Here is a 24,602-nt window from a genome sequence, read left to right on the forward strand (position 1 = left end):
ATGATCCTAGCCGGCCAGCAACCGGGCGAAGTCATTAAACAGGGCCAGCATCATGACTGTCAGAATGAAAGCCATCCCCAGACGCTGACCGACTTCGTACACGCGATCGGGAAGCGGTCGCCCCCGAATCAGTTCTGCCACATGATACAGCAAGTGCCCGCCATCCAGCACCGGCACGGGTAGCAGATTGAATACTCCAAGACTGACACTGATCAGCGCCATGAATTCCAGCAAAGCGATCACGCCGATATCGGCGCTCTTGCCTGCGTACTCGGCAATGGTGAGCGGGCCACTGAGTGCGTCCAGCGAAACCCCGCCCGTCAGCATGGCGGCAAGCGTGCCCAGTGTACTACGGCACAAGTCCAGCGTACGCGCCAGCGCGGCGGGCACGGCATCGCTAACAGGCACATGCACACGCTGCTGCAAGCTGGCCAGCCAGGCCTCATCCATGGCAGGGGCTGCGCCGATGCGGCCAACCTTCACGCCATCCTGCTCGATACTATCCGGGCGCAGCGGCAACTGCAGCAGCTTGCCGGCGCGCTGCACCGTCAGGTCAAACTGCTCGCCCGGGTGATTATGCACCCACAGCACCCATGCTTCCCAGCTTGCTACCGGCTTGCCCGCCACTGCTATCAGCCTGTCGCCTGGCTGCAGGTCGGCGCGCGCGGCAGCGCCACCGGGCAAGACGGCACCAATTTGCGGCAGATAGCGCGCTGGCATCACGCCCAGCTTACCCATGGTGGCCTGGTCGAATTTTTCCAGCCCGAACGCTGGCAAATCCAGGCGTGCCAGCACCGGCTGCCCTGCCCGCTGCAGACCCAAGGCCAACTGGCCATCATTGACGATGGCCATGCCCATGGCCTGGCGCGCGTCGGCCCAATCCGCCACCGGCGTGCCATTCACACTAACAATACGGTCACCCGCACGCACACCGGCCGCAGCGGCTGCCGTTTGTGCAGCCACGGTACCAACCAGCGGCTGCAAGCGCGTTTGTTCGCCGCTCATGGTAACGGCAAACAGCACCACCGCCAGCAGCAGGTTAGCCAGCGGACCGGCCAGCACGATAACCATGCGCTGCCACACCGGGCGCTGGTTAAAGGCACGGGGGCGATCCTGGCTTTCAACCGGTGCTTCGCGCTCGTCCAGCATGCGTACGTAGCCACCCAGCGGGATCCACGCCAGCCGCCATTCGGTTTCACCCACCGTGCGGGCATAAATGGTTTTGCCAAAGCCGATGGAGAAAGTCAGCACTTTCACGCCGCACAGGCGCGCCGCCAGAAAATGGCCAAACTCGTGAAAGGTGACCAGTACGCCAATCACCAGCAAAAAGGCCAGGATAGTCATGCCGGCACCCAGCCACTCACCAGCGCACGCGTGGCGGCATCTTTGGCCAGCAGGCTTTCCAGATCGCCACTGAGCGACAAGTCGCTATGCGACAAGGCCCGCTCAATCAGTTGCGGTATTTGCAGGAAGCCGATGCGCCCCGCCAGGAAGCTGGCTACCGCGACTTCGTTGGCCGCATTCATCACCGCCGAGGCATCGCCACCCGCCTTCAGGCAATCGAAGGCCAGCTTCAGGCAAGGGAAGCGCTGCAAATCCGGGGCTTCAAACGTCAGCGCACCCATGGTCAGGAAATCCAGCGGCTGTACTGGCGCCGCAATGCGCTGTGGCCACGCCATGGCGTAGGCGATGGGCGTGCGCATATCCGGCGAACCCAGCTGCGCCAGAATACTGCCATCGTGGTAACGCACCATGGAGTGGATGACACTCTGTGGGTGCACAACCACCTTGATTTGCTCGGCAGGCGTATTGAACAGCCAGTGCGCTTCGATTACCTCCAGCCCCTTGTTCATCAAGCTGGCAGAATCCACCGAAATCTTGCGCCCCATTACCCAGTTCGGATGCTTGCAGGCATCGTCAGCGGTAACGTGTTGCAGTTGCGCCAACGTATGGTGGCGGAATGGCCCGCCCGAAGCCGTCAGAATCAGCTCCACCACGCCAGCAGCGGCAAGGTCGCCATCAAAACCGGCTGGCAGCGCCTGAAACAGGGCGTTGTGTTCGCTATCGACAGGCAGTAGCGTGGCACCACCTTCGCGCACGGCGCGCATGAACAGGTCACCGGCTACCACTAGCGACTCTTTATTCGCCAGCAAAATCCGCTTGCCTGCACGCGCAGCGGCCAAGGTTGGCCGCAAGCCGGCGGCGCCGACGATGGCCGCCATCACCATATCAACCTCGCTGGCGGTAGACACGTCCGTCAGCGCAGCTTCGCCTTGCAATACCTGCGTGTCACTACCCGCCTCGGCCAGCAAGTGACGCAAACGCGAAGCCGCTTGCGGGTCGATCAACACCGCGTAACGCGGCTTGTGCTGCATGCACTGGGCAAACAGCTTGTCGGCCTGGCTATGCGCCGCCAGGGCAAAAACACGGTAGCGCTGCGGGTGCATGGCTACCACGTCCAGCGTGTTGGTACCTATGCTACCGGTAGCGCCCAGTATGGTTATCAATTGAATAGTCATGCAGTACTCATGCAAGCAGCAAACGCAGCGCGTGCGATACAGCCAGAACGGCAATCAGGCTATCGATACGGTCGTAGACGCCACCGTGGCCTGGCAACAGGCTGCTGCTATCCTTGATGCCAGCACTGCGCTTGAACCAGGACTCCAGCAAATCGCCCACTACGCTCACCGCAGTCAGCCCCATGGCCAGTGGCAACAGCACCACCAGCGGCAACGGAATGTTCAGCCAGCCCAGATCATTAACGAACCAGACATAAGCAGCCACACCCACCACCGCACCTGCGACGCCTTCCCAGCTTTTGCCCGGGCTAATGGCCGGAGCCAGCTTGTGTTTGCCAAAGGTTTTACCGGCGAAATACGCCGCCACATCGGCCACCCAAACCAGACCCATCACCGCCAGCAACTGCTTGCCGCTGATGGCCGAGTTATCCGGATGCCACGCCAGAAAAGCAAACCAGGCGGGAAACATCAGCAATATGCCCAGCAGCATGGCTGGCAGCCCGGTGGGAATGGCCCAGCGTTTGCGCAACCACATTGGCGCCAAAACCAGCCATACCAGCAGCGAAGCGCTCATCGCCAGGGCGCTTGGCATGTAAGCCACCCACCACGCCGCAGCAGCCAGCGCCGTACATGCGGCCAGATAACCCCATTGCAGCGGGCCGGTAATACGTGCCATACGGCTGTATTCCCATAGTGCCAAGCCGATGATCAGCCAGGAAAAAGCAGCCCAGACATGGGGAGGAAAGAAAAACAGCGCCGCCAGCATCAAAGGAAGCAGGACGAGCGCCGTGAGAATACGCGTTTTCAGCATGAATTAGCCTCGGCGTTGCGCTTCGGGCAGCTGTTCACTGGTGCGGCCAAAACGGCGTTCGCGCGCATGAAAAGACGCCAGCGCGCCTTCCAGCGCCTTGCGGTCGAAGTCGGGCCACAGCAGGTCGGTAAAATACAGCTCGCTATACGCCAGCTGCCATAGCAGGAAGTTGCTGATGCGCTGCTCGCCACCGGTGCGGATAAACAGGTCCGGCTCGGGCGCGTAGGCAGTAGACAAATTGGCGGCCAACGCGGCTTCGTCTATCTGCGTTACCCCTTGTGCCTGCAGGCGGGCTACCGCTTGCAAGACATCCCAGCGCCCGCCGTAATCGGCCGCCACCGTCAGCGTCAGGCCAGTGTTGGCCGCAGTCAGGCTCTCTGCTGCATCAATACGCGCCAGGATGGCACTGGAAAAGCGCTCGCGCGAACCAATGACCTTCAGGCGGATATTGTTGCGATGCAGGCGCTCAACCTCCCGCTCCAGCGCCACGAAAAACAGCTCCATCAGGAAGGTGACTTCCTCTTCCGGACGGCGCCAGTTTTCGGTGGAGAAAGCAAACAGGGTCAGAAACTCCACACCCAGCTCGCTGCAGGCTTTTACCGTGTCACGCACGGCGTCCAGGCCGCGCTTGTGCCCTGCTACGCGGGGCAGAAAGCGCTTTTTGGCCCAGCGCCCGTTGCCATCCATAATGATGGCGATATGCCGAGGCACCGCCGGCGCCTCGGGCACATCTTGAGTAGAACTTGCAAACAAGGGCTACCCCTTATACGGCCAGCAGTTCAGCTTCTTTGGTAGCAAGCGCTTTATCGACTTCGGCAATGTATTTGTCGGTCAGCTTCTGGATATCGTCCTGGCCGCGGCGCTCTTCATCCTCGGTGATGTCTTTATCTTTCAGCAGGTTCTTGAAGTCGTTGTTGGCATCGCGGCGTACGTTACGCACGGCCACGCGCGCACCTTCAGCTTCGGCACGCACCACTTTGATCAGGTCACGGCGGCGCTCTTCGGTCAGCGCCGGCATCGGCACGCGAATCAGCTCACCCATGGAGGATGGGTTCAGGCCCAGGTCGCTATCGCGGATCGCTTTTTCGATCTTGGCAACCATGCTCTTTTCCCAAGCCTGTACGCCCAGCGTACGTGCATCGATGTTGGTAACGTTAGCCACCTGATTTACAGGCACGTCGCTACCGTAGTAGTCCACCATAACGTGGTCCAACAGGCCGGCGTGTGCGCGACCGGTGCGCACTTTGGCCAGATCGGTCTTGAAGGTTTCGAGCGTTTTTTGCATTTTGTGCTCGGCCGACTTCTTCACGTCATTGATCATGATTACTCCCGTTGTCTTTCTGAAAAACAAGGCGGAAAGCGGCTTTGCGCCGTTTCCGCCTATGAGGATTCGTTAAAATCAGCAGTGTACCAGCGTGCCTTCGTCTTCGCCAAGCACCACGCGGGTCAACGCGCCTTGCTTGAAGATGCTGAATACCTTGATGTTCAGTTGCTGGTCACGGCACAGGGCAAAGGCAGTCGCGTCCATGACTTTCAGGTTGCGCGAGATGGCTTCGTCAAATGTCAGGGTCTGGTAGCGCACGGCATCCGGGTTCTTTTTCGGATCATCGGTATAGACGCCATCTACCTTGGTCGCTTTCAACATGATGTCCACGTTCATTTCCATGCCACGCAGCGCGGCTGCCGTGTCAGTGGTAAAGAACGGGTTGCCGGTACCTGCGGCAAAGATCACAACCTTGCCCTCTTCCAGGTACTGCATGGCCTTGCCGCGCACATACGGCTCGGCAATCTGCTGCATGGTCAGCGCGGACTGCACACGTGCAATCAGGCCGGCCTTGGTCATGGCGTCTTTCAGCGCCAGCGCGTTCATTACCGTGGCCATCATGCCCATGTAATCCGCCGTGGCACGATCCATGCCGGCTGCGGCAGGCGCTACGCCGCGGAAAATATTACCGCCACCAATCACGATACCTACTTGCACACCCAGGTCGACAACCTCTTTGATCTGGCCAACAATCTGCTGGATGGTGTTGCGGTTAATCCCGTAGCTGTCATCACCCATCAGGGCTTCACCGGAAAGTTTCAGCAGAATGCGTTTATAGGCGGGGGATTGGCTCATGATTACCTCTGGCATGCGGTTGGAGTTTCTTTAATTTGCGAAACGGCACCCTGTTTTGCAGGGTGCCGTTGATTCGATCAGTTTAAGCTAGCGATCAGAGCTTGGCAGCAGCGGCAACCTCTGCAGCGTAGTCAACCACTTTCTTCTCGATGCCTTCGCCAACAACAAACATGGCGAATGCTTTTACGGAAGCGCCTTTTTCGGCCAGCAGTTTTTCTACAGTGATGTCAGGATTCTTGACGAACTGCTGACCCAGCAGGGTCACTTCAGCCAGGAACTTGTTCACGCGGCCTTCAACCATTTTAGCAACGATATCAGCCGGCTTGCCGGATTCGGCAGCCTGTGCAGTGTAGATCTTGCGCTCTTGTTCCAGCGTGTCGGCAGACACTTCGGCTTTGGATACGCAGATAGGCTTGGACGCGGCAACGTGCATGGCCACATCTTTACCGATTTGCTCGTCGCCCTTGAAGTCAACGATCACGCCGATCTTCGCGCCGTGCAGGTAGGTAGCGATGGCACCGTCGGTTTCGTAACGTACGAAACGGCGGATGGTCATGTTCTCGCCCAGTTTGGCGATGGCAGCCTTGCGGATGTCTTCTACGGACTGGCCGTCGATCACAACAGCAGACAGCGCCTCAACATCGGCCGGGTTGGCTTCTACAACAGCTTGTGCTGCAGCGGTAGCCAGGGCGATGAAGGTAGGGTCTTTGGCAACAAAGTCGGTTTCGCAGTTCACTTCAACCAGGGCGCCAACGCCACCAGCTACGAAAGAACCGATGATACCTTCAGCGGCTACACGGCCAGCCATTTTGGAGGCTTTGGCACCGGACTTGATACGCAGGATTTCTTCTGCTTTTGCCAGGTCGCCTTCAGCTTCTACCAGTGCTTTTTTGCACTCCATCATGCCCAGACCGGTCGCATTGCGCAGGTCGGATACCATCTTTGCGGTGATTTCCGCCATGGTGAACTCCTTGAATATATTCGGATACGTTGAAACTGAGGTCTAAAAAAAGGGGCTTTCGCCCCTTTTCTGCTTACTCGGCAGCAGCCGGTTCAGCAGCGATGATTTCCTGGATTGCCTGAGCGCGGCCTTCCAGAACAGCATCGGCGATACCGCGAGCGTACAGGCGGATAGCGCGGCTGGAGTCATCGTTACCTGGGATAACGTAGTCGATGCCTTCCGGCGAGTTGTTGGTATCAACAACACCAATTACCGGGATACCCAGTTTTTTGGCTTCAACAACAGCACCTTTCTGGTAGCCGGTATCGATTACGAAGATCGCGTCCGGCAGACCTTTCATATCCTTGATACCGCCCAGCGAACGCTCCAGTTTTTCAACGTCGCGTTGCAGGTCCAGCAGTTCTTTCTTGTTGAAACCGGACTGATCGCCAGCTTCGAGCTGGGCACGCTTGTCTTCAAGACGCTTGATGGACTGCTTCACGGTCTTGTAGTTGGTCAGCATGCCGCCCAGCCAGCGGTGATCCACGAACGGCGCACCTGCACGGGTGGCTTCTTCGCGGACGATCTCACGCGCCTGACGCTTGGTACCCACGAACAGAACGTTACCCTTGTTGGCAGTCAGACGACGCACATATTCCTGAGCCTGCACGAACAGCGGCAGGGTTTTTTCCAGGTTGATGATGTGAATCTTGTTGCGGCTGCCAAAGATGTACTGAGCCATCTTCGGGTTCCAGAAGCGGGTTTGGTGGCCGAAGTGTACGCCGGCCTCAAGCATTTGACGCATGGTCACATTGGTGGACATTCTGAATCTCCAAAAGGGTTATGCCTCCATCCGTACAGACAACCCGCTAGCGGGCACCCTTTGGTACGGATGTGCGTGATATCCCCCAAAATTGAGGGAACTCGCAATTCTAGCACTATCGAACCAAACCCTTCAAGCCATTCAGATATCACCATCGGGGTTCTGCTTGCGCAGCTGTCGGCGGCGCACTATCCACAAAATGAGCCAAGTGGGCAAAACACCCAGGAAAAACACAATGATGCCGCTGCGAATCGCGCTCTCCTGCGCTACCGCCAGCATCAGCACCACATACAGCCAACCAATCAGCACGAGATACATATCAAACGTCCGTTTGAAAAATTATCGGAATTCTGACAAGAATACCGCATCACAGCACACAGACTAGAGTGACCTACCATGCAGACCCGCCTCACCGACACCTTCGGCATCGCCCTCCCTCTGGTGTGCCCCGGCATGAGCTACATTGCCGTGCCCGAACTGGTTGCCGCCACCAGCAACGCAGGCGGCCTGGGCATACTGGCCACCGGCCCGCTGAACGCCGAGCAAACCCGCGCCGCCATCCGCCGCATCCGCGAGCTAACCGACAAACCATTCGGCATTGGCTGCACCTTGATGATGCCGGGCGCCAAAGAAAACGCCGAGGTAGCACTGCAAGAAAAAGTGCCGGTAATCAATTTTTCGCTGGGCAAAGGTGACTGGATCGTCAAACGTGCACGCGAGTACGGCGGTAAAGTAATCGCCACGGTGGTCACCGAAAAACACGCCATCTCGGCCGAGAAAGCCGGCGTCGACGCCCTGCTGGTAACCGGGCACGAAGCCGCCGCACACGGTGGCGAGGCCACCTCGCTGGTACTGATACCCGCCATCCGCAAGGTGTCGTCGCTACCGATTATTGCAGCAGGCGGTTTTGGCACCGGTAGCGGCCTGATTGCCGCCCTGGCTCTGGGGGCCGATGGCATCGCGATGGGCAGCCGCCTGGCCATGACACGCGAAAGCCCGGTGCACCAGCGCACCAAGGATATGATCCGCGAGCGCGGCGTAGGCGACACCATTTATTCCAAGAATTTTGATGGCCTGTGGTGCCGGGTAATGGATTCTGCCACCGCACGCAAAGCCACCCGCAAACCATTAGGCTTGCTGACCGCAGGCTGGCGCGCGATGGGTGTCAGCCGCAAGCTCGGCATGCCGGTAACCAAGGTGGTGATAGGCGGCATGCTGACGCAGCCACAATCCCTGCGCCAGCTGGCGCAATTTGGCGCAGCCACCGAATCCATCCGACTGGCGATTGAAGAAGGCAACCACCAACAAGGCGTACAGTTGATCGGCCAGGTGCAAGGCCTGATTGACGATGTGCCAAGCGTGGCCGAGCTGTTTAGCCGCCTGCTCGACGAAGCACGCAGTTGCCAGCAAAGCCTGCCGCGCTGGTAAGAAAATCCGCGAGACAAGTATGACGCAGGCGCATTGCTTTTTTCGATAATGAGATTTATTATCAAATAAGCCATGCGCACGCAAACATCATGCAAAGCGCACGCCAACGCTCCCCGTCTCGCGGAAAACACCATGCTTGAGCTTGCCTACGATATTCAACAGCTGCAGACCTGCCTGCCCTCAACCGGATGCCACCAGCAATGTCATGGTTTACGCATTCCAGCGAACCGCCTCACCCTGATTACCAGCCCGGATCGACACAGCCGCAGCGCTATGCTTGATGCGCTAAGCGGGCAGCAGGGGCAAGTCTGCGGCCAACTATTCGGCCAACCGCTATCGCATGGCCAAGTCGCCATCGCCCGCCTGGACGCGCAGGCCACCACCTACAGCCGGCAACGGCTGGGGGATTTCGTCATGCAAGCCCGTAGCCGCCCGCACTGGCTGGCGCGGCCACAAGCAATCGATCACGAAGCCGTAAATCAAGCGTTACACATAGTGGAAATGAGCGAGCTGGCCCGGCAAAAGCTGGGCGCGCTAACAGCAACACAGCGCCAGCTGGCCTGCCTGGCACAAAAGCTAGCCAGCCACGCACCCGTGCTGCTGCTGGATGACCCTGCCAACCTGCTAGCACCCACAGCCCGTGCAGCACTACTGCGCAAGTTGGCCGCATTGGCCGTGCGCGGCCGCACTATTGTCTGCACACTGCAGGGCAGCCTACCCGACTTGCATCATGCTCACTGGCTGATACAGCTAGATGAGCAAGGCGCACCAGCCTGCCAGACAGCACCACTCATCGCGGCCTGAATCATCAGGACAAGTACGCACCTGCTGCCGCGCGGCGTAGAATAATCAGCCCAATACCCCACCCGCCGCCGCCCATGAGCCTGCACCTGCCCGCCCAAGCAAACCCGCACCTGCCCACACGCTGGTGCCTGTTCGACGGTAACAGCCTGTACCTGCAACAAAATCAGCTACCCGACGCACCACCCGGCCCGCACAGCACGCCTCGCTTTATCGGGCACAACGATGCGGCCAACCTGTATAGCGCCGAACTGATTGGCCCCGCCCCGGATGGCTGGCAGAAAGTCACGCTGCGCCAGGCACTGTATACGCTACCGGCCGACAACAGCGCCCTGCTGGCCCGCGCAGCCCAGCTGCACCGCTTCAACCAGACACACCGTTACTGCAGCGCCTGCGCCGCCCCCCTGCAAGCACATGCGCACGACCAAGGGCGGCATTGCCCCGCATGCGGCGAGGTGTACTACCCACGCCTTTCCCCCGCCATGATGGTGCTCATTACCCGTGGCCGCGAAATATTGTTGGCGCGCAGCCCCCACTTTGCGCCCGGCATGTACAGCGCACTGGCCGGCTTTGTCGAGCCTGGCGAAACGCTGGAAGCCTGCGTACACCGCGAGGCGTTCGAAGAGGTTGGCGTACGCCTGCACAATCTGCGCTACGCCATGTCGCAATCGTGGCCCTTCCCGCACTCGCTGATGCTGGCTTTTGTGGCGGAATACCACAGTGGCGACATCACACCGCAGCCAGGCGAGATCGAAGACGCCGCCTGGTTCGATATCGACGCACTACCGGCCATACCAGCCGAGCGCTCCATCGCTTACGTGCTGATTACAGAACATATTCGCCAGCTACGCAGCCAGATGGCCCCCTGAGCACCACTCCGCAACCCATGCTTTACGCATGGCTTTTCCAATCAAAAAATACCAGCTCCGTCAGTCGATTTCCCATTCAGTCCTTTAAAAACAGCCCTACTCGCTTTAATATCAAAGCACATAAAAAACAGACGGCCACCCGATAGCCGTCACCACCCAATCAAAGCACATCTGCAAGGAAAAAATCATGGGGAAATTGACGCTGGCACGGCGCCTGGGCTTGGGCTTTGGTGCTGTCATCCTGCTATTGGTTCTGGGCTCCGCCTTTACGCTTTACCGCCTGACGGTGATCCAGTCGCGTGTTTCCGAGCTGGTAGAACACCGCATTCCGGTGATCCAGTACTCGCGTACGCTAAGCGGCTCGCTACTTGCCTCCACCAATGCGGCACGCACCATCCTGCTGGAGAGTGACGACAAGCTGGTAGAAGAAAAAATGGCGATCCTGAAAAAATCCGTCATTACGGCCAACCAGCAGTTCAAACTGATGCAGGAAATCTCGTCCGACCCGGAAGAGCTGGTACTGGTCGAAAAAATCGGCAAGTCGCTAGCAGAATTCAACCGGCTCACCGACAAGCTTATCCCCATGATTACCAAGCAGAAATGGGACGCCTCCATCATCGTCAGCGAGAAAATGGAGCCACAGGAAGGCCTGCTGGGCATGCAGCTGGACAAGCTGATTGCCCACCACACCAAGGTGATGGAAGAGCAGAAGTCATCCACGACCAGCACCCTGCGTGACACCATGGTAGCGGCGATTATCGCCATCATCGCCAGCGTGGGGGCCAGCATCGTCGTGGCCCTGCTGATAGCACGCACCCTTACCCGCCAGATCGGTGGCGAACCCGACTACGCCGCCACCGTGATGAAGGAAATCGCCCATGGCAACCTGGGCGTAGAGGTCAACCTGAGCAAGGGCGACAACAGCTCGCTGCTGTACAACCTGTCGCGCATGACACGCGAACTCAACGACGCCTTGCGCACCGTAGAGCGCAGCGTGCAGGAAAGCGGCAACGCTTCGCAAGAGCTGCGCGATACCATGCAACGCCTGATGAGCCGTAGCGAAGAACAGAACCGCGCCGCTGACGAAATGGCAACAGTTATCCAGCAAATGGCCGTCGGCGTACGCGAGCTGCACCAAAGTGCAGGTAGCGCCGAAATGGCTGCCCGCAACGCCAGTGGCGACGCCCGCGACGGCGTAGAAGTGATCAAGGGTGCCGTGAAAGAAATGGACGCCATCAGCACCCTGATCCAGAGCACGGCAGGCAGCATCCACGAGCTGGGTCGCCAGTCGCAAACCATCGACAACATCGTATCGGTTATTCGTGACGTGGCCGACCAGACCAACCTGCTGGCACTGAACGCCGCGATCGAGGCCGCCCGCGCCGGCGAACAAGGCCGCGGCTTTGCTGTTGTAGCCGACGAAGTGCGCAAACTGGCCGAGCGCACCACCAAGGCCACCGGCGAGATCGCCCAGATGATCGGCGCCATCCGCGTCAGCTCGCAGCAAGCCGTAGAAGCCATGAACCAGTCGGTAGAGCGTGCCCATACCAGCGCCACCCAAGGCCAGCGCGCCGGTGAATCCATCGTGGCTATCCAGGACGGCACCGAAAACGTGGGCCAAAGCGTGCTATCCATTGCCAGCGCCCTGTCCGAGCAGGCGCGCTCCGGCGAGCAGGTATCGCGCGAGGTAGAACGCATTACCAGCATCGCCCACCGCAACCGCGAAGCAGCCGACGAAGCCGCCCGTGCCGCCGCCCGCATGAGCGAGCTCACCGAAGAAATTCGCCAGAGCTTCAGCCGCTTCCGCACCAACTAAGGTTGGCCGCACCCGCCCTGCCATACCGGGCAGACAAACAACAGCCCCGCCTGGATAATCAGCGGGGCTGTTGTTCTATTGATGTGGTGGTCCAACCATTGTGCAGGAGTGTCCACAAGCGCCGCGGCATCCCACCAACCGCCTCCTCGTTTCTATAGCAGCAGAGGCGATTCAGTTGGCCGCAATAGCGTTAGCGCTGGCTAGCACGCCGGGGAGCTTGGTGTCGCGCCCGCTGCCCGGGGTGAGGACATGCCCGGCGGTGATATGGGTTTCGGTGTAGCTGTCGGTGTCGCCGTTTTCTTTGCCGCTGGCGCGGTTGGCGTTGGCAAACACGCTGAGCCCTCACCGGGTGCAGGTAGCGCCGCTATGGGTGCCGGCGTACATGCCCCGCCTCCGGTCATTGTTAGCCCTTTTGCGTCGCACTGGCTTTGAGTGACGCTAGCGATAACACCTCTTCGTAAACCCCTGGCCAATCCTCGTTAGCACGCTTCACCACACCCTGCATCAACTCGTCCAGCGGTGGCACGGGTTGCGGCGGGGGTAACTGATGATACGGCGCAGCCATCAACGGATGGCCCAGCAACGGGTTGGCCAGGCCTTCCCATTCGCGCAGCCGGAACAACAACAGGATTTCCACCGGCACCCGCCCCAGGTCCCACTCGGTGCTGAAGTCGTAGAACTTGGTCAGCGTGTCACGCCCGGCCTGGTGGGTATGGCGGTCACAGGCTGCCAGCAGGCACGGCACCAACGCCGCCGGATCTGGCGTACGCCAGTGCTGCAGCAGGGCTTCGTAAACCGGTTCGTCGTAGGCGTAGGCTGGCCAGGCGTGGTCGGCATCGCCCACCCAGCTGGCAAACAGCCGCAACATGAAAGCCTGCGCCCGGCGGTGTTCCTCTCGGTACTCCAGCCGCAGCTGGTAATCATTATTCAGCGCAGCATGCGTGAGGTAACCCTGATAAATGACTGCATCTTTCCAGCCGAGAATGGCCATAGCGGCAAGCATGTTGGCGCTACTAACGATACTTAACATACGTAAGCCATGAGGATGATCTGGCGCCAAAATACCAAAACGGTGATGCCAGAAGAACGCTTGGCGTATTCCTACCTGATAATAACGCATCCAGTTCGCCACGCGGGTCAACCACTCAGGGTCTTCAGGTGCTAGCGCCAAAGCATTGTGGGCCCACGTACTGCCTTTCATTTGCGCTGTATAATCAGTCACATTTTGCTTATTCGGGATCAGCTGCTGCGGTGAAGCATCCTCTCTCGTGACATATTCAATAATCGTATTCAGCGTTGTATCAACCTTTAACAATGCGTACCGCTCCCGCAATGCTCTCTCTCGACCCAGAATTGTTTTGAGCCTCGGCCATTTAGGGTTTATATCCATTCTGACACACTGCAAACTTACTTCGGCCATGGTTCCACCTTGAATGTTGCAGCACCCGTGGTACCTGGTGCTGGTATTCCTACTTTAATAGTTATGCCCTGCACTTTAGCCTGGCTGTCCAATGCTTTTTGGATTGCCTTTGCCAGTACTTGGTTTTCTGGTGTGGCTTTATCTCCTGAAATAGAAGCATTCTGTAGCCATCCATTCAACCGTTCCGCCGGATCCCCCGCCGTATTTTTCGCCCCACCAACACCCATCTGGGACGACTTGGCATCCATCACCACCACGGTAATGGTATCGCCATGAATCGCCACGGCGCAGCCATCACAACCGTGGCCACTTAGATTTTGCAACGGCTGAAAATTCAGCGTGGTTTTTTCGTTTAGCAGCTGCAACGCCAACGTTTCACCCAGATCCCCATTCTGTTTGCCGGCAGTGTGCGACAAGGGAATACTGGCAAAGGTCTGACCAAATAGCGCCTCAACCTTATCCACTTTGCCAGACGTGGCGATAACCGGCGACACGCCTGCACTCTGCCCACCCGCCGCTGGTTTCACCGCCAGCTCAGGCCGGCCGTTACCACCGACTGACAACGCCAAGTCCGGCAGAATCAGCGCCGTTTGCGTCATGAACGTATCAATGACGCTAGCCGAGGCGCCCAGTTTCTCAAACTGCGCCGTCGCGGTGTTGATGTCGCGTACCTGCTCGTTGTAAGTGGCCAGCAGCAGGGCCCGTTCCTGCGGGGTCTTGGCCATGCCTAGCGCACTGGAAATGAAGGACAGGCTTTCCTGCAAGCCATTCAGCGTGCTGGCGCACACCGCCAGGCTGGCACCGGCGCCGCCGCAACGCTCGGCCACGACCTTATCCCAGTATTGTTCTTGTTGCTGGATGTCCTGGCTAAGCTGCGCCACATCACACCGGCCCGCGCAGGCGCGCAGCTTTTGCATCAGGGTGGCGGCGGCACGGGTGTTGAGCGAGTTGTTCTCCACCTCATTCTTCGCCCCCTGCCCGCCCGCCAGCGCCGACGCGGCGTTGCCACCAGCCAAGCCACCCGCCAGGCTGCCGGCCAGCGTGGTGAGGGCGGCGACCGTGTCTTTCTGGCTTTCTGTGAGGTTGGCCGCGTCGCTGTCGTACAGGTTTTGCGCCAAGGTGGCGGCGATCAGCGGGGCGCTACCGGCGCCGGCGGCACCAGCCACGGCGTTGTCGCCTTTGGCGGCGGCGATCGTGGCGCCCAGCAGCGCGTGGGCCATGGCGTTAGCGGCGGTGTTGACCTGGCCGGTGGCGGGGTCGGTGGTGAGCTGCTTGATCTGGGTGGCCAGATAAGGCGCGGCAGCACCGGCAATGGCAGCGCTGGCGTCGCCCCCGGCCAGGCCTTGCAGCGCGGCGGTAACGGCGGTGACGGCTTGCTGCACGCTGCCGCCTTTACCCCAGGTGGCTTGCAGCTGCTGGTAGTCGGCGCTGTTGGCGTAGAGGGGGTCGGCTTTGGCGCGCTCGGTAGCGGCATTCAGCTCGGCGCGTTTGTGGGTGTTGGCGATCTGCAGGGTTTGCTGGCCGATGTCGCCGATGAGCTGGATGGCTTGCAGGCGGTCGAGCTCGGCTTGTTTGTTGAAGAGGGGGCTCAGGCCGTTGGCGGTGCCGGTGGCGTCGCGGCGCAGGGTGGCGATGTCTTGCTGCTGCGCGGCGCTGTCGCGCACCGTGAGGCTGCCGGCACTGATGGCGGCCAGCGTGCTGCTGCTGGCACTTCCCTGGGTGTGGCCGCCGTTCAGCACGGTGCTGGCGTTGCCCAGTGCGTTGGCGGCGAGGTTGCCGCTGGCACTGGCGCTGCTGCTGGCGCCGATGCTCTGGCTTTCCACGCGGTATTCGGCGCGGTTTTGCAGGTCTTGCCAGCCGAGGGTGGCGGTGCTGAGCTGGTTATGCTCGGGGCTGGCAGTACTAGCGATGACGGCGCCGTTCAGCTGGGTATGGCCGCCCACTTGCACGTTGAAGCCGCCCTGCCCGGCGTACAGCCCGCTCTGCTCGGCCACGCTCTGGTACTGGCTGTCGATACGCTGGCGGCTGAGGCTGGCGTTGACGCCGCCACCAGTACCGATGATGGCCACGCTGCCACCGGCGCTGATGCTGCGCTGCTGGCTGGCGTAGTGGTCCTGATCTTGCTGGCTGCTGAGGGTAAGGTTGCGGCCAACCTTGGCCGCAATGCTGTCGCCGCTGGCCTGCGCGCCGGTGAGGGCGGTGTCGCGCCCGCTGCGCAGGGTGAGGGTTTGCCCGGCGGCGATGTTGGTCTCGGTGTAGCTGTCGGTGTCGCCGTTTTCCTTGCCGCTGGCGCGGTTGGCGTTGGCGAACACGCTGATGCCGGCTTTGCCGCTACCCACGCCGACGCTAACGCCGATGGCAGCACCGCTACTGCTGTTACTGCCGGTGGTGTCGCTGCGGTTGTGCGCGGACTGCAGGGTGATGTCGCGGGCGGCGTCGAGCGTGACATTCTGCGCCTTGATGCTGCTGCCGATCACCGCCAGGTCGCCGGTATTGGCGACGCCGTCGGCGCCTTTGCTGCCGTCGCCGGTGGCAATGATGTGTACGTTGCGCCCGGCGTTAAGCTCGCTGCTGCTGGCGTTGCTGCTGCTGGTCTGGCTTTGGCTCTGGCTGCGCTGGCTGCCCAGCGAGACCGACACACCCGCAAACGACGGGTCGGCCACCTCGCCGCTACCGCCGCCCTGCTGCGCGGTTTGCAGCGCCTGGTAACCCGCCAGACCGGCCTTGACGCTTTGCAGTGCGGCCAACCTGCTGTTGTTGCTGTTGCCCGCGGCCTGGGCGGCGCTGACGGCGGTTTGTGCGGCGTCTACCACGCCGCCGCTGAGCGCTACAGTGAGGCCGCTTTGCTTGCTGTAGCTGGAGGTCTGCTGGGTTTGCGTGTGCTCGGCGTGCTCGATGCGCACGTTTTGTGCGGCCATCGTGATGTCCTGCCCGGCGATGACGTCGCTGCCTTTGAGCTGCAGGTCTTTGCCGGCTTGTATCACCACATCGCCCTGCACGCTGCCCACGGTGCTACCCACTGCCAGGGTGGTGCTGACACCATTGACGTTGCCTTGCGCAGCCTTGCCAATGGTAAAGCCCAGCCCGCCGCCGCCCATCAGGCCGGATTTTTTCTCGTCGCGCTGGCTGCTATAGCTATCGCTGGCGGTGGCGCTGGTAATGGCGATATTACCGCCGGCTTGCAGACGGGTAGCCTGATCGCTCACCACCTGGCTGGCCTGGATGGCCATATTGCCACCGGCCTGCAGGCTGACGCTGTGGCCGGACACGCTACTGCTGACGATGTCGGTTTGCTGCCGCTGGTAGCTTTCATTGGTGGTTTTACTGCTGAGCAGGCCTTTTTTGCTGCTCTGCGTTTGCCAGTCTTCATTGCGGGTGTTTTCGCCATTCACCAGTTTGAGGTCGCGCCCGGCTTGCAGGGCAACGGCGCCCTTGTCACTGGCCAGGTTGGCCGCACGGGCGTTCAGGTCTTGCCCGGCCATGATGGCAAGGTCGCCGGCGGTGCGGATGCTGGTGCCGGTTTCGGCTTTCTGGCTGCTGTGCAGGCGGTCGGTGGCGTTCCAGCGTACGTCGCGGCTTTCGCCGCTGCTGACGGTGGCCAGGTTGACGTCACGCCCGGCCTGCAGCACGGTAGCGCCACTGCCATTGTTGGCCAGCTGGGCACCAGCCAGGGTAAGGTCGCGCCCGGCGCTGGCCAGCAGCACGCCGGCTCCGCCATCCGCATACAGGCCGGCCACACGCTCGATGCTGGTTTGCTGCAGGCGGTTGTCGCCGCCACCGTACTGCTGGCTGTGGGTAGTGCTGCTCACGGCAATATCGCGCCCGGCGGCCAGCTGCAGGCTGCTGCCCGCGCGAATCTCGCCGCCCAGGTTGTGGATGTCGGTACGCGCTTGCAGGGCGATGTCTTGCCCTTGCAGCTTGCCGCCCAGGTTGTGCAGGTTGTCGGCGTTGATGGTGAGTAATTGGCGGCCGGCAATCTGGCCCTGGTTGGTCAGGTCGCCAGCCAGCTTGAGCTGCAGGCGGTCTGCGGCCAACAGCGCGCCGTCGGCGCTGATGTCGCCAGGCTTGAGCTTGACGTACACCTGCGGCACCAGTTCGGTTTTCTGGCTGCCATCGGGCAAGGTGACGGTTTGTGCCACCAACCACACGATGTCGCTGCTCAAGCGCGCCATTTGCTCGGGGCTGAGCGCTACGCCGGGGCGCAGGCCGTACTGGCGGGCAAAGGTCAGACCATTGTCCATCAGCGCGCGGTATTGTGCCTCGTCGCTGGCGTAACCATTCAAAAAGCGGCGGCCGGTAAGCTGGGCCACTTGGTCGCGGATGAGCTTTTGTTCATAGAAGCCGTCCCCCAGGCGTTGCTGGGCAGTGGCAGGGTCGATGGCCATGGCTTGCAGCATGTAGTCGCTGCCCAGCCACTGGCGGTATTGGGTAAACGCAGGGTCGGTCTGGATAAGGTAGGGGCTGCTGGCTGCGGTAGTGTGGTACAAGCTGCTGCGCGGCAGCGTGACATTGACACTACTGGTGCTCACCTGCCCTGGCATGGCGCCCGCTGGCGGGGTCACGCGAATGATGCCATCGCTACCGCCACGCACGTTGGCCGCCTCGGCACCTGGGGCGGCAGGGGTTTGTACATGCGGCGCGTTGCGGCCTTGGTCCAGGTTGCTGACCTCGCCACCGTTGATCACCAGCGCCGGGTTGGCACTAATGCTGGCAGCCACGCTGCCCAGGGTTTCGCGGATATCGGGCGCCGAGCCCTGGTAGCTGCCCATACCGTAGGTGATGTGGGTATTGCTGAACTGGTGCAAGCGGTACAACGTGGCGGCGGTGTTGACGACCTTGCTGCTACCCTGCCCTTCGCTGCTGCCATCTACCAGCAGGCTGCCACCGGCGGCGATCTGGCTGTAGCGGTTATCCAGTAGCTGGCCGGGGTTCAGTTGCATATTGCCACCGGCACGAATGACGGCGGCAGCGCCGGCACCAGCGGCCAGTACGTCGTCGATGGCGGTGTGGTGGGCAATGCGGGCTACCTCGTTACCCGCCTCCTGGCTGGGGTGCTGTAGGCGGTAAACAATGGTATGGGCGGGATCATCCAGCTGATAGGGCGTCACCAGCTGGATGCAGTTGTTCTTACAGGTACCGTATTGCGGGCTGTACTGTACGCCGTCGTACTGATAGGCAAAGTCAGGTGCCCCGCCACCGCCGCTGGGGGTGAGCTCGGCAAAGGGGTCGTCGCCGCCGGCGAGCTGATCCGGGCTAGCCTGGGCATCTTGCCGCCAAAGGTAGTAAATGGTGCGGGTGGTTTCAGCGGGGACACTGGTACGCCAGCGCTCTCCTGTGGCTCCCCACAAACGGCCAGAGGCAAAAAAGAAGCTGCTGGTTTGCGGAGTGAGTTTCACCACAGCGCGCCCCAGCTGTTTGCCATCCGGGGTGATGAAGGTGTCGTTGCTGAGGATATCCGCCGGGTTCAGGTACAGGATTTCATAGGCGCGATAATTGGCCGAGTTACGCAAGTCACCACCGTTGTGGCCATTACCCTGCCAGCTAGCCACCTGCATGTAGGCGGTTTCGTCGATACTGTTTTGCTGGGTAATGCTGGTGCGTAGCCGCTCGTTACGCAGGGTGTCGGCAGCAATGGCCACATTGCCCTGCGCTTCGATGGTGGCCGACTGGTTGTGAGCCAGTTGCGCGCTGCCGGTTGCCCGCTGCTGGCTATCCAGCTGGCCGCCAATCGCCAGATTGCCATCGCTGTAGATCAGGCTGCTTTCTGCATTGATCAACTTCCCCACGCCCAGCTGCAGGTCTTGCCGCGCCGCAATGGTGGCCGCACGGCTGGCATCAGACTGATTGAGCAGGCTGGCCGTTGCCAGCGCCACGCGGTCGCCGTACAGGCGGCCACCCGGCTGGTTGACAATGGCTTCGGGCGCGCGAATGTTGAGCTGGCCTGCATCGATCAGGCCGGCGTTGCCTACGCGGCTGGCTACGGTAATACCTAGCGCCTGGGCGCTGATTTCGGCTCCGGCCTGGTTATGCAGCGCACCCACCTGCAGGCTGGCCTGGCCACCAGCGCGCAAGGTGCCGCTGTGGCTCAGGCTACCGGGTGTGGTGAGCTGCAGATGGCGGCCTGCCTGGGTACTGCCGGCCAATATCACGCTGGTTTGTAGCTGCAGGGCCACATCCCGGCCGGCGCCCAGCGTGCCGCTGCCGCTCAGGCTATCGGCGATCAGCTTCAGGTCTTGCCCGGCTTGCAGTTGGCCGCGGGTGTTATCTACGCCCCCCGCCGTCAGCTGCAGGTTGCCGCCACTGGCCACGGTGCCATCGGCATTATCCAGCCGGTTACCCAGTTGCAGCACACTGTTGCCGGCACTGCGCACCTGGCCCTGGCTGTTATCGATACCGGCTGCGGCCAACTGCAGCTGACCACCCTGAATACCCTGTTCTGTGTTACCGGTCTGGCGGTTGTCGATATTGCCGGCCTGTAGTGTCAGTGCCTGGCTGCCCAGCAACAGGCCCTGGCGGTTGTCCAGCGCACCATGGGCCAGCTGAATATCCAGCGTGGCGGCCTGCACCTGGCCGTTGCGGTTATCCAGCCCGGCTGCCTGCAATTGCAATGCAGCCTGGCTCGCCAGCAGGCCGGCGTTACGCACGCTGTCAGCCTGTAGTTGCAAGCCTTGCTGGCTGGCAATGATGCTGCCGGTACCGTTGAGCAGCCCGGCACTATGCAGGCCGAGCGGGCCGCCACTGATAATGCTGGCCGCGGCATCGTTGGCCAGCGCCTGGCCATGGGTATCAACGCTCAAGGCGCCACTGGCTTGAATCTGCCCGCCCTCGTTGTGCAGCTGGCCAATCTGCAGTACCAGCTCGCGGCCGCTGATGCTGGCTTGCTGGTTATGTAGCGTACCGCTATCGAGCTGCAGCCGGCCGGTAGCCTGGATGCGCCCGCCAGCCAGGTTGGCCAGCTCGCCGACGTTCAGTTGCAGCCCGCCACCCGACAAAATGCCGCGCTGCTTGCCACTGTCACCATTCGTTAGCGCCTGGCCCTGTGTATCCAGGCTGAGTTGCTGGCTGGCCTGCATCAACCCGCCGCTGTTATCGAACACACCACTGCGGCTGGACAAGGTATCGGCGGCCAGCGTGCCCCCACGGTTATCTACGCTGGCGGCCTGCAGCTGTAGCGAGCTGGCCTGAATGCTGCACTGGCGGTTGTCCAGCGCGCCATCGGAGCTCAGCTGCAAAGTGGTGGCGGCCAATAGTTGGCCACGCTGGTTGTCAACGGTAGTCAACTGCAGGCTGGCACCGTCCTGGCGGCTGGCTAGCACGCCGTCGCGGTTGTCCAGTGCTTCGCCCTGCACCGTCAGCGCCTGACCGGCCACCACGCTGCCGCGCTGGTTATCCAGCTGGCTGCTGCGTAATTGCAGGCTGCCGCCGGCGCCGATCTGACCGTCCCTGTTATCGAAAACCTGGCTATGCAGTACGGCGTCGCCCTGTACTTGCAGCTTGCCTTGCTGGTTGCCGATGCTGAGGGTGTCGATGTTGGCCGCTTGCGCGCTGAGGCTGCCCTGGCTGTTGTCGAAACGCTCGCCACCCACCTGCAGCTGCCCTAGCGCCAGCGTCCCGTGGTTGACCAAGCCACCCTGACTGGCCAGATCGATGCCGCCATTGGCCAAGATGCGGCCACGGTTATCCAGTAGCCCGCCTACCAGTACGCTGCCTGCCGGCAGCGCCTCGGGCGCGGCGGCTTGCACACTGCTGCCCGTAGCGGGAGCGACCTCGGGTAACGGTAGTGGCGGCGCCACCATCGAGCCGGCGCCACCGCTGCTCTCCCCGGCAGGTGCCCCGCTGCCCGGCGCCGCCTGGGCCGGCAAGGCGCCGATACTGCCGCTGTTCTGCAGTTGGCCAGCTTGCAGGGCCAGCGCCTGGCTGCCGCTTTGCCGCAGTTGGCCGCTATTGCTCAGGGTGACGGTGGTGATGGCCAGCCGCTGCGCGTCGATGGCGCCGCTGCTGGCGTTATCGACTTGCGTGGCGTTCAGCGTCAGCTGCCGTGCGGCGCTGAGGGTGCCCTGGTTGCTGAGCTGCCCGCTGCTGTCCAGCTGCAGGTTGCGCGCTGACGACAGCGTGCCGTCGTTGCGCACGTCTCCGGTTTGCAGTTGCACATCAGCGGCGGCATCGGTGGCGCCCAGCGTGCCGCTGTTCAGCAGCTGCCCGTCTGCCTGCAGGCGCAAGCCGCCGGCGCCGGCCACCACCTTGCCGGCGTTGCGCACGCCCAGCCCGTATTCGGTGCCAACCAGCATAATCTTGCCGGCGTACATGCCGCCCAGCGCGGCCACGTCCAGCGCAAACGCCGGCGCCGGCCCGCTGGCCGCGAGCGCACCCTGCCCGCTGCCGTCCGCCGCATACGCCTGGCTGCCGGTGCCCACCTGCAGCTGCTGCGCCCAGATGCCGGCGTTGGCCGCCACGCTGCGCGCCAGAATGGCGGTGTAGTCGCTGGCGCTGGTATCCAGGCCGTTACCGGCGATACTGACCTGCCCGCCGCTGACGCGGTAGCCGTCCAGGTTGCCACCCTGCATTACTGGGCTACCACTGGTCAGTACCGTACGGCTGGCATTCAGAAAAGTGGCGCCGTTGACCTGCAGGCCGGCCGGGTTGGCGATGATGACCTCGGCGCGCTGCCCGGCCACTTCCAGCTTACCGCGCAGCAGCGACGGGTTCTGGCTGTTGACCTGTTGACGATGACGCGGGCGCTGCCGGTAGCCAGCCACGGGTTGGCCGCCACCCAGCCGGCACTTTGCGTCTGCACGTTGACACGGCTGTTGTTGAGGACGGTGCCAGCGGTGCCGGTATCAAACTGGCGGTACTGGTTGAGCGATACGCCGGCGGCGGACGGGGTCTGGATATTGACCTGCACCGCACCGCTGCTGGTGCTGAGCACCGTCGGGCGCTGGTTACCTGGCGCGGCAGGGTCGGCCACGATCTGCGCGGCGGCAGGCAAGGCCCACACCGCCCCCTGCGCCAACAGCAGGCAGGCTACCAGTGGCCGCAGCGCCGCAGACAGGCGGCCAACTACAGGCCGGGCGCGGGTGGGTGACGTATCGGCACCCTGTTGCGGGGTGATCTCGGCCACAGCCATCAGCATGCGGCGGTGGGTGTTGAAAACAAGGCGGTAGCAGTGCTGGTTCATCGCGCAGCTCCTGGTTAAAACTGCAGATTCAGGCTGACACCGCCGGTGGTGCGGGCGGCGCGCAGGTAGTCGGGGTAGCCGTGCGGCTGGCTGATAAAGGCGTCGTAGGCCAGGCTGCCCAGCCGGCCGCGTACGCCCAGCGTGGCACCGGCCAGGCGCTGGCCCAGCAGCAGGCTGGCGCTGGGGCCGGCCACGCGGCCGTAGTCGTAGCCGAGGTACAGTTCCTGCCCGGCCAGCTGCCAGCCCAGCTCGTTGCGCAGCAGCCAGCCGCGTTCGGCGCTGAGCTGGTTTTCGCCGTTGTAACCGCGCACGGTGTAGCGACTGCCGATGGCAAAGCGGTCTTGCGGCACTAGCGGGCCGCGGTTCCACTGCGCGCGCCAGGCCAGGCCGTAGCGCAGCTTTTGCCCGCCCAGCGCAAACGGCGCGTCCAGTTGCGCGTCGGCCTGGTACAGCCGGGGGCGCGAACGGCCTTCTCCAAATGCCTCTTCCGGCGCCGGCATCGCATTGCGGGCACCGGTACCGCGGCGGTAAGCGAGGTTCACGTCCAGCGTGGCGCTGCCCAGAAACTCGCGCCAGTTGGCACCCGCCTCCCAGCCGGCGGTGCGGCGGCGCTGAACCTCGATTTCGGTGTCGTCGATAAAGTTGCTGCTACCGCGCTGCCAGCCTTTCAGTGACAGGGTGAGCTTGCGCACGGCATTGCGGTACACCAGCCGGCTGAGCTTGAGCTCGCTGCTCTCGCTTTTGCCGCTGTAGCGATAGGTCTGGCTGGCACCCGCCACTGCCTGGTGGTAGCGGTGCCGGCTACCGCTGTAGGCCAGCAGCCAGTAGCCAAACGGGATGCTGTAGTGCCAGGCGTAGCCCTCGCTGCCGCGTTCGCCATCGGCACCGCCACCCAGATCGTGGTTATGGGTAAGGTAGAACAGGTCGTTCAGGGTAAACAGATGGTCGTACGACAGCGTGGCGCTGCCCTGGTACAGGCCGGTACTTTTACTGCCGCCGTCGTCTGCACTGAGGGTAAAGCGGTAAGGGTTGGCCTGCTGCCACTGGATCACCAGGTCGCTATCGCCCGGGGCCGCGTCGCTGGCGGCGGCGGGTTCGATACGGATATCGGCCTCGGCAGTCGGTACCCGCTTGAGGTTTTCCAGCCCTTGTTCGATATCGCGCAGGTTCAGCAGGTCGCCTGCCTGCATCGGCAAGGCGTTGGCCGCGTGCAGGCGCTCGGCAGCCGGCTGGGCGTAGCGTATGTCGCGGATGCGTCCTGGAATCAGCGTGAGCGCCAACACGCCGGTCGCCAGCTGTTGCGGCCCGGCCAGCACGCGGGTGGTGATGTAACCACGCGCCAGAATGGCCGCCTGCACCCGGTTAATTACCAGGTTGATGCCGGCTACGTCCAGACAGTGGCCTGCCAGTATGTCTTCGCGGCCGCTGCTGTCACGATCGGCGGCGGCCAGCGCCCATTGAAAGCGCCCGGCGCTGTCGCCCTGCAGGCGCAGGTCGCTGATGACAAAGCATGGTGCCTCGCCACGGTGATAGCGTTGCAGTGGCACCGTGGTAGCGGGCTGCAGGTGGACATCGGGCGCATCGGGCTGCGGCTGCTGGGCACTGCGTTGTTGCTGCAATTGCTGTTCGCGGGCGTCGAGCTGGGCCGGGGTGGCAGCCTGGCCGGTTTGCGCCTGCACCATGATGGCTGGCAGGCATAGCAGCGCGTGGCAGAAAGAACGTAGTGGGCGGGAATAGATAGGCATGGTAAGGCTCTGTCTGGCCGGGCCGCGGAGCGCCCAGCCATTTCGATAGATTTTGTTTAAATTGAAAATGACGATTAAATCAAATCGGCACTATAACAAGACCTATCGGCAAGCCAAAAATATCTATAAATCATTA

General features: G+C 61.9%; 17 protein-coding genes and 1 pseudogene. 4 read left to right on the forward strand and 14 right to left on the reverse strand.

Annotated features, from left to right (window positions below; translation table 11 throughout):
• Window positions 1–6: 6 nt before the first annotated feature.
• The 9 genes from rseP to LCH97_RS04080 all read right to left on the reverse strand — a co-directional run bounded on the left by rseP (window position 7) and on the right by LCH97_RS04080 (window position 7,530).
• Window positions 7–1,344 (reverse strand): RIP metalloprotease RseP, encoded by a 1,338-nt coding sequence (gene rseP, locus LCH97_RS04040; protein WP_227303520.1) that lies wholly within the window; start codon window positions 1,342–1,344, stop codon window positions 7–9.
• Window positions 1,341–2,519: a 1-deoxy-D-xylulose-5-phosphate reductoisomerase gene (gene ispC / locus LCH97_RS04045; RefSeq protein WP_227303521.1), complete on the reverse strand. Its 1,179-nt coding sequence runs from the start codon at window positions 2,517–2,519 to the stop codon at window positions 1,341–1,343. Before ispC ends, rseP begins: the two co-directional genes overlap by 4 nt.
• 7 nt (window positions 2,520–2,526) lie before the next feature.
• Complete coding sequence (locus LCH97_RS04050; protein WP_227303522.1) at window positions 2,527–3,330, reverse strand: phosphatidate cytidylyltransferase; 804 nt, start codon at window positions 3,328–3,330, stop codon at window positions 2,527–2,529.
• Window positions 3,331–3,333: 3 nt separating this feature from the next.
• Window positions 3,334–4,017: a polyprenyl diphosphate synthase gene (gene uppS, locus LCH97_RS04055; RefSeq protein ID WP_255619328.1), complete on the reverse strand. Its 684-nt coding sequence runs from the start codon at window positions 4,015–4,017 to the stop codon at window positions 3,334–3,336.
• Window positions 4,018–4,093: 76 nt separating this feature from the next.
• Complete coding sequence (gene frr / locus LCH97_RS04060) at window positions 4,094–4,651, reverse strand: ribosome recycling factor (protein ID WP_227303524.1); 558 nt, start codon at window positions 4,649–4,651, stop codon at window positions 4,094–4,096.
• 78 nt (window positions 4,652–4,729) lie between these two features.
• Window positions 4,730–5,449 (reverse strand): UMP kinase, encoded by a 720-nt coding sequence (gene pyrH / locus LCH97_RS04065; protein ID WP_017509528.1) that lies wholly within the window; start codon window positions 5,447–5,449, stop codon window positions 4,730–4,732.
• 94 nt (window positions 5,450–5,543) lie between these two features.
• On the reverse strand, window positions 5,544–6,410 hold the full coding sequence (gene tsf / locus LCH97_RS04070; RefSeq protein ID WP_147683613.1) for a translation elongation factor Ts: 867 nt from the start codon (window positions 6,408–6,410) through the stop codon (window positions 5,544–5,546).
• Window positions 6,411–6,483: 73 nt separating this feature from the next.
• Window positions 6,484–7,212 (reverse strand): 30S ribosomal protein S2, encoded by a 729-nt coding sequence (gene rpsB, locus LCH97_RS04075; protein WP_017509526.1) that lies wholly within the window; start codon window positions 7,210–7,212, stop codon window positions 6,484–6,486.
• 141 nt (window positions 7,213–7,353) lie between these two features.
• Window positions 7,354–7,530 carry a hypothetical protein gene (locus tag LCH97_RS04080; protein ID WP_017509525.1) on the reverse strand — a complete coding sequence of 59 codons (177 nt, stop codon included), beginning with the start codon at window positions 7,528–7,530 and terminating at the stop codon, window positions 7,354–7,356.
• 78 nt (window positions 7,531–7,608) lie between these two features.
• On the opposite strand from LCH97_RS04080, the gene LCH97_RS04085 reads away from it, so the two are divergent.
• The 4 genes from LCH97_RS04085 (at window position 7,609) to LCH97_RS04100 (ending at window position 12,126) form a co-directional block, all read left to right on the forward strand.
• The gene (locus LCH97_RS04085) at window positions 7,609–8,640 is read left to right on the forward strand and encodes a nitronate monooxygenase family protein (RefSeq protein ID WP_227303525.1); all 1,032 of its coding nucleotides are present in this window, start codon (window positions 7,609–7,611) and stop codon (window positions 8,638–8,640) included.
• Window positions 8,641–8,913: 273 nt separating this feature from the next.
• Window positions 8,914–9,444 carry an ATP-binding cassette domain-containing protein gene (locus LCH97_RS04090; RefSeq protein ID WP_227303526.1) on the forward strand — a complete coding sequence of 177 codons (531 nt, stop codon included), beginning with the start codon at window positions 8,914–8,916 and terminating at the stop codon, window positions 9,442–9,444.
• A 74-nt stretch (window positions 9,445–9,518) separates the two neighbouring features.
• Window positions 9,519–10,310, forward strand: a complete 792-nt coding sequence (nudC, locus tag LCH97_RS04095) for an NAD(+) diphosphatase (protein WP_227303527.1) — start codon at window positions 9,519–9,521, stop codon at window positions 10,308–10,310.
• 187 nt (window positions 10,311–10,497) lie between these two features.
• On the forward strand, window positions 10,498–12,126 hold the full coding sequence (locus LCH97_RS04100) for a methyl-accepting chemotaxis protein (protein WP_227303528.1): 1,629 nt from the start codon (window positions 10,498–10,500) through the stop codon (window positions 12,124–12,126).
• A gap of 171 nt (window positions 12,127–12,297) precedes the next feature.
• On the opposite strand, the gene LCH97_RS04105 is transcribed toward LCH97_RS04100, so the two are convergent.
• The 5 genes and pseudogenes from LCH97_RS04105 to LCH97_RS04125 all read right to left on the reverse strand — a co-directional run bounded on the left by LCH97_RS04105 (window position 12,298) and on the right by LCH97_RS04125 (window position 24,466).
• Window positions 12,298–12,459: a hemagglutinin repeat-containing protein gene (locus LCH97_RS04105; protein WP_227303529.1), complete on the reverse strand. Its 162-nt coding sequence runs from the start codon at window positions 12,457–12,459 to the stop codon at window positions 12,298–12,300.
• 70 nt (window positions 12,460–12,529) lie between these two features.
• The gene (locus LCH97_RS04110; protein WP_227303530.1) at window positions 12,530–13,129 is read right to left on the reverse strand and encodes a hypothetical protein; all 600 of its coding nucleotides are present in this window, start codon (window positions 13,127–13,129) and stop codon (window positions 12,530–12,532) included.
• A 404-nt stretch (window positions 13,130–13,533) separates the two neighbouring features.
• Window positions 13,534–19,101 (reverse strand): hemagglutinin repeat-containing protein, encoded by a 5,568-nt coding sequence (locus tag LCH97_RS18830; RefSeq protein WP_227305256.1) that lies wholly within the window; start codon window positions 19,099–19,101, stop codon window positions 13,534–13,536.
• A 671-nt stretch (window positions 19,102–19,772) separates the two neighbouring features.
• Window positions 19,773–22,721: pseudogene (locus tag LCH97_RS18835) on the reverse strand (ESPR-type extended signal peptide-containing protein).
• A 14-nt stretch (window positions 22,722–22,735) separates the two neighbouring features.
• Window positions 22,736–24,466, reverse strand: coding sequence for a ShlB/FhaC/HecB family hemolysin secretion/activation protein (locus LCH97_RS04125; protein ID WP_227303531.1), 1,731 nt, complete (start codon window positions 24,464–24,466; stop codon window positions 22,736–22,738).
• Window positions 24,467–24,602 lie beyond the last annotated feature (136 nt).

The organism is Vogesella sp. XCS3 (assembly GCF_020616155.1).
GTDB lineage: Bacteria > Pseudomonadota > Gammaproteobacteria > Burkholderiales > Chromobacteriaceae > Vogesella.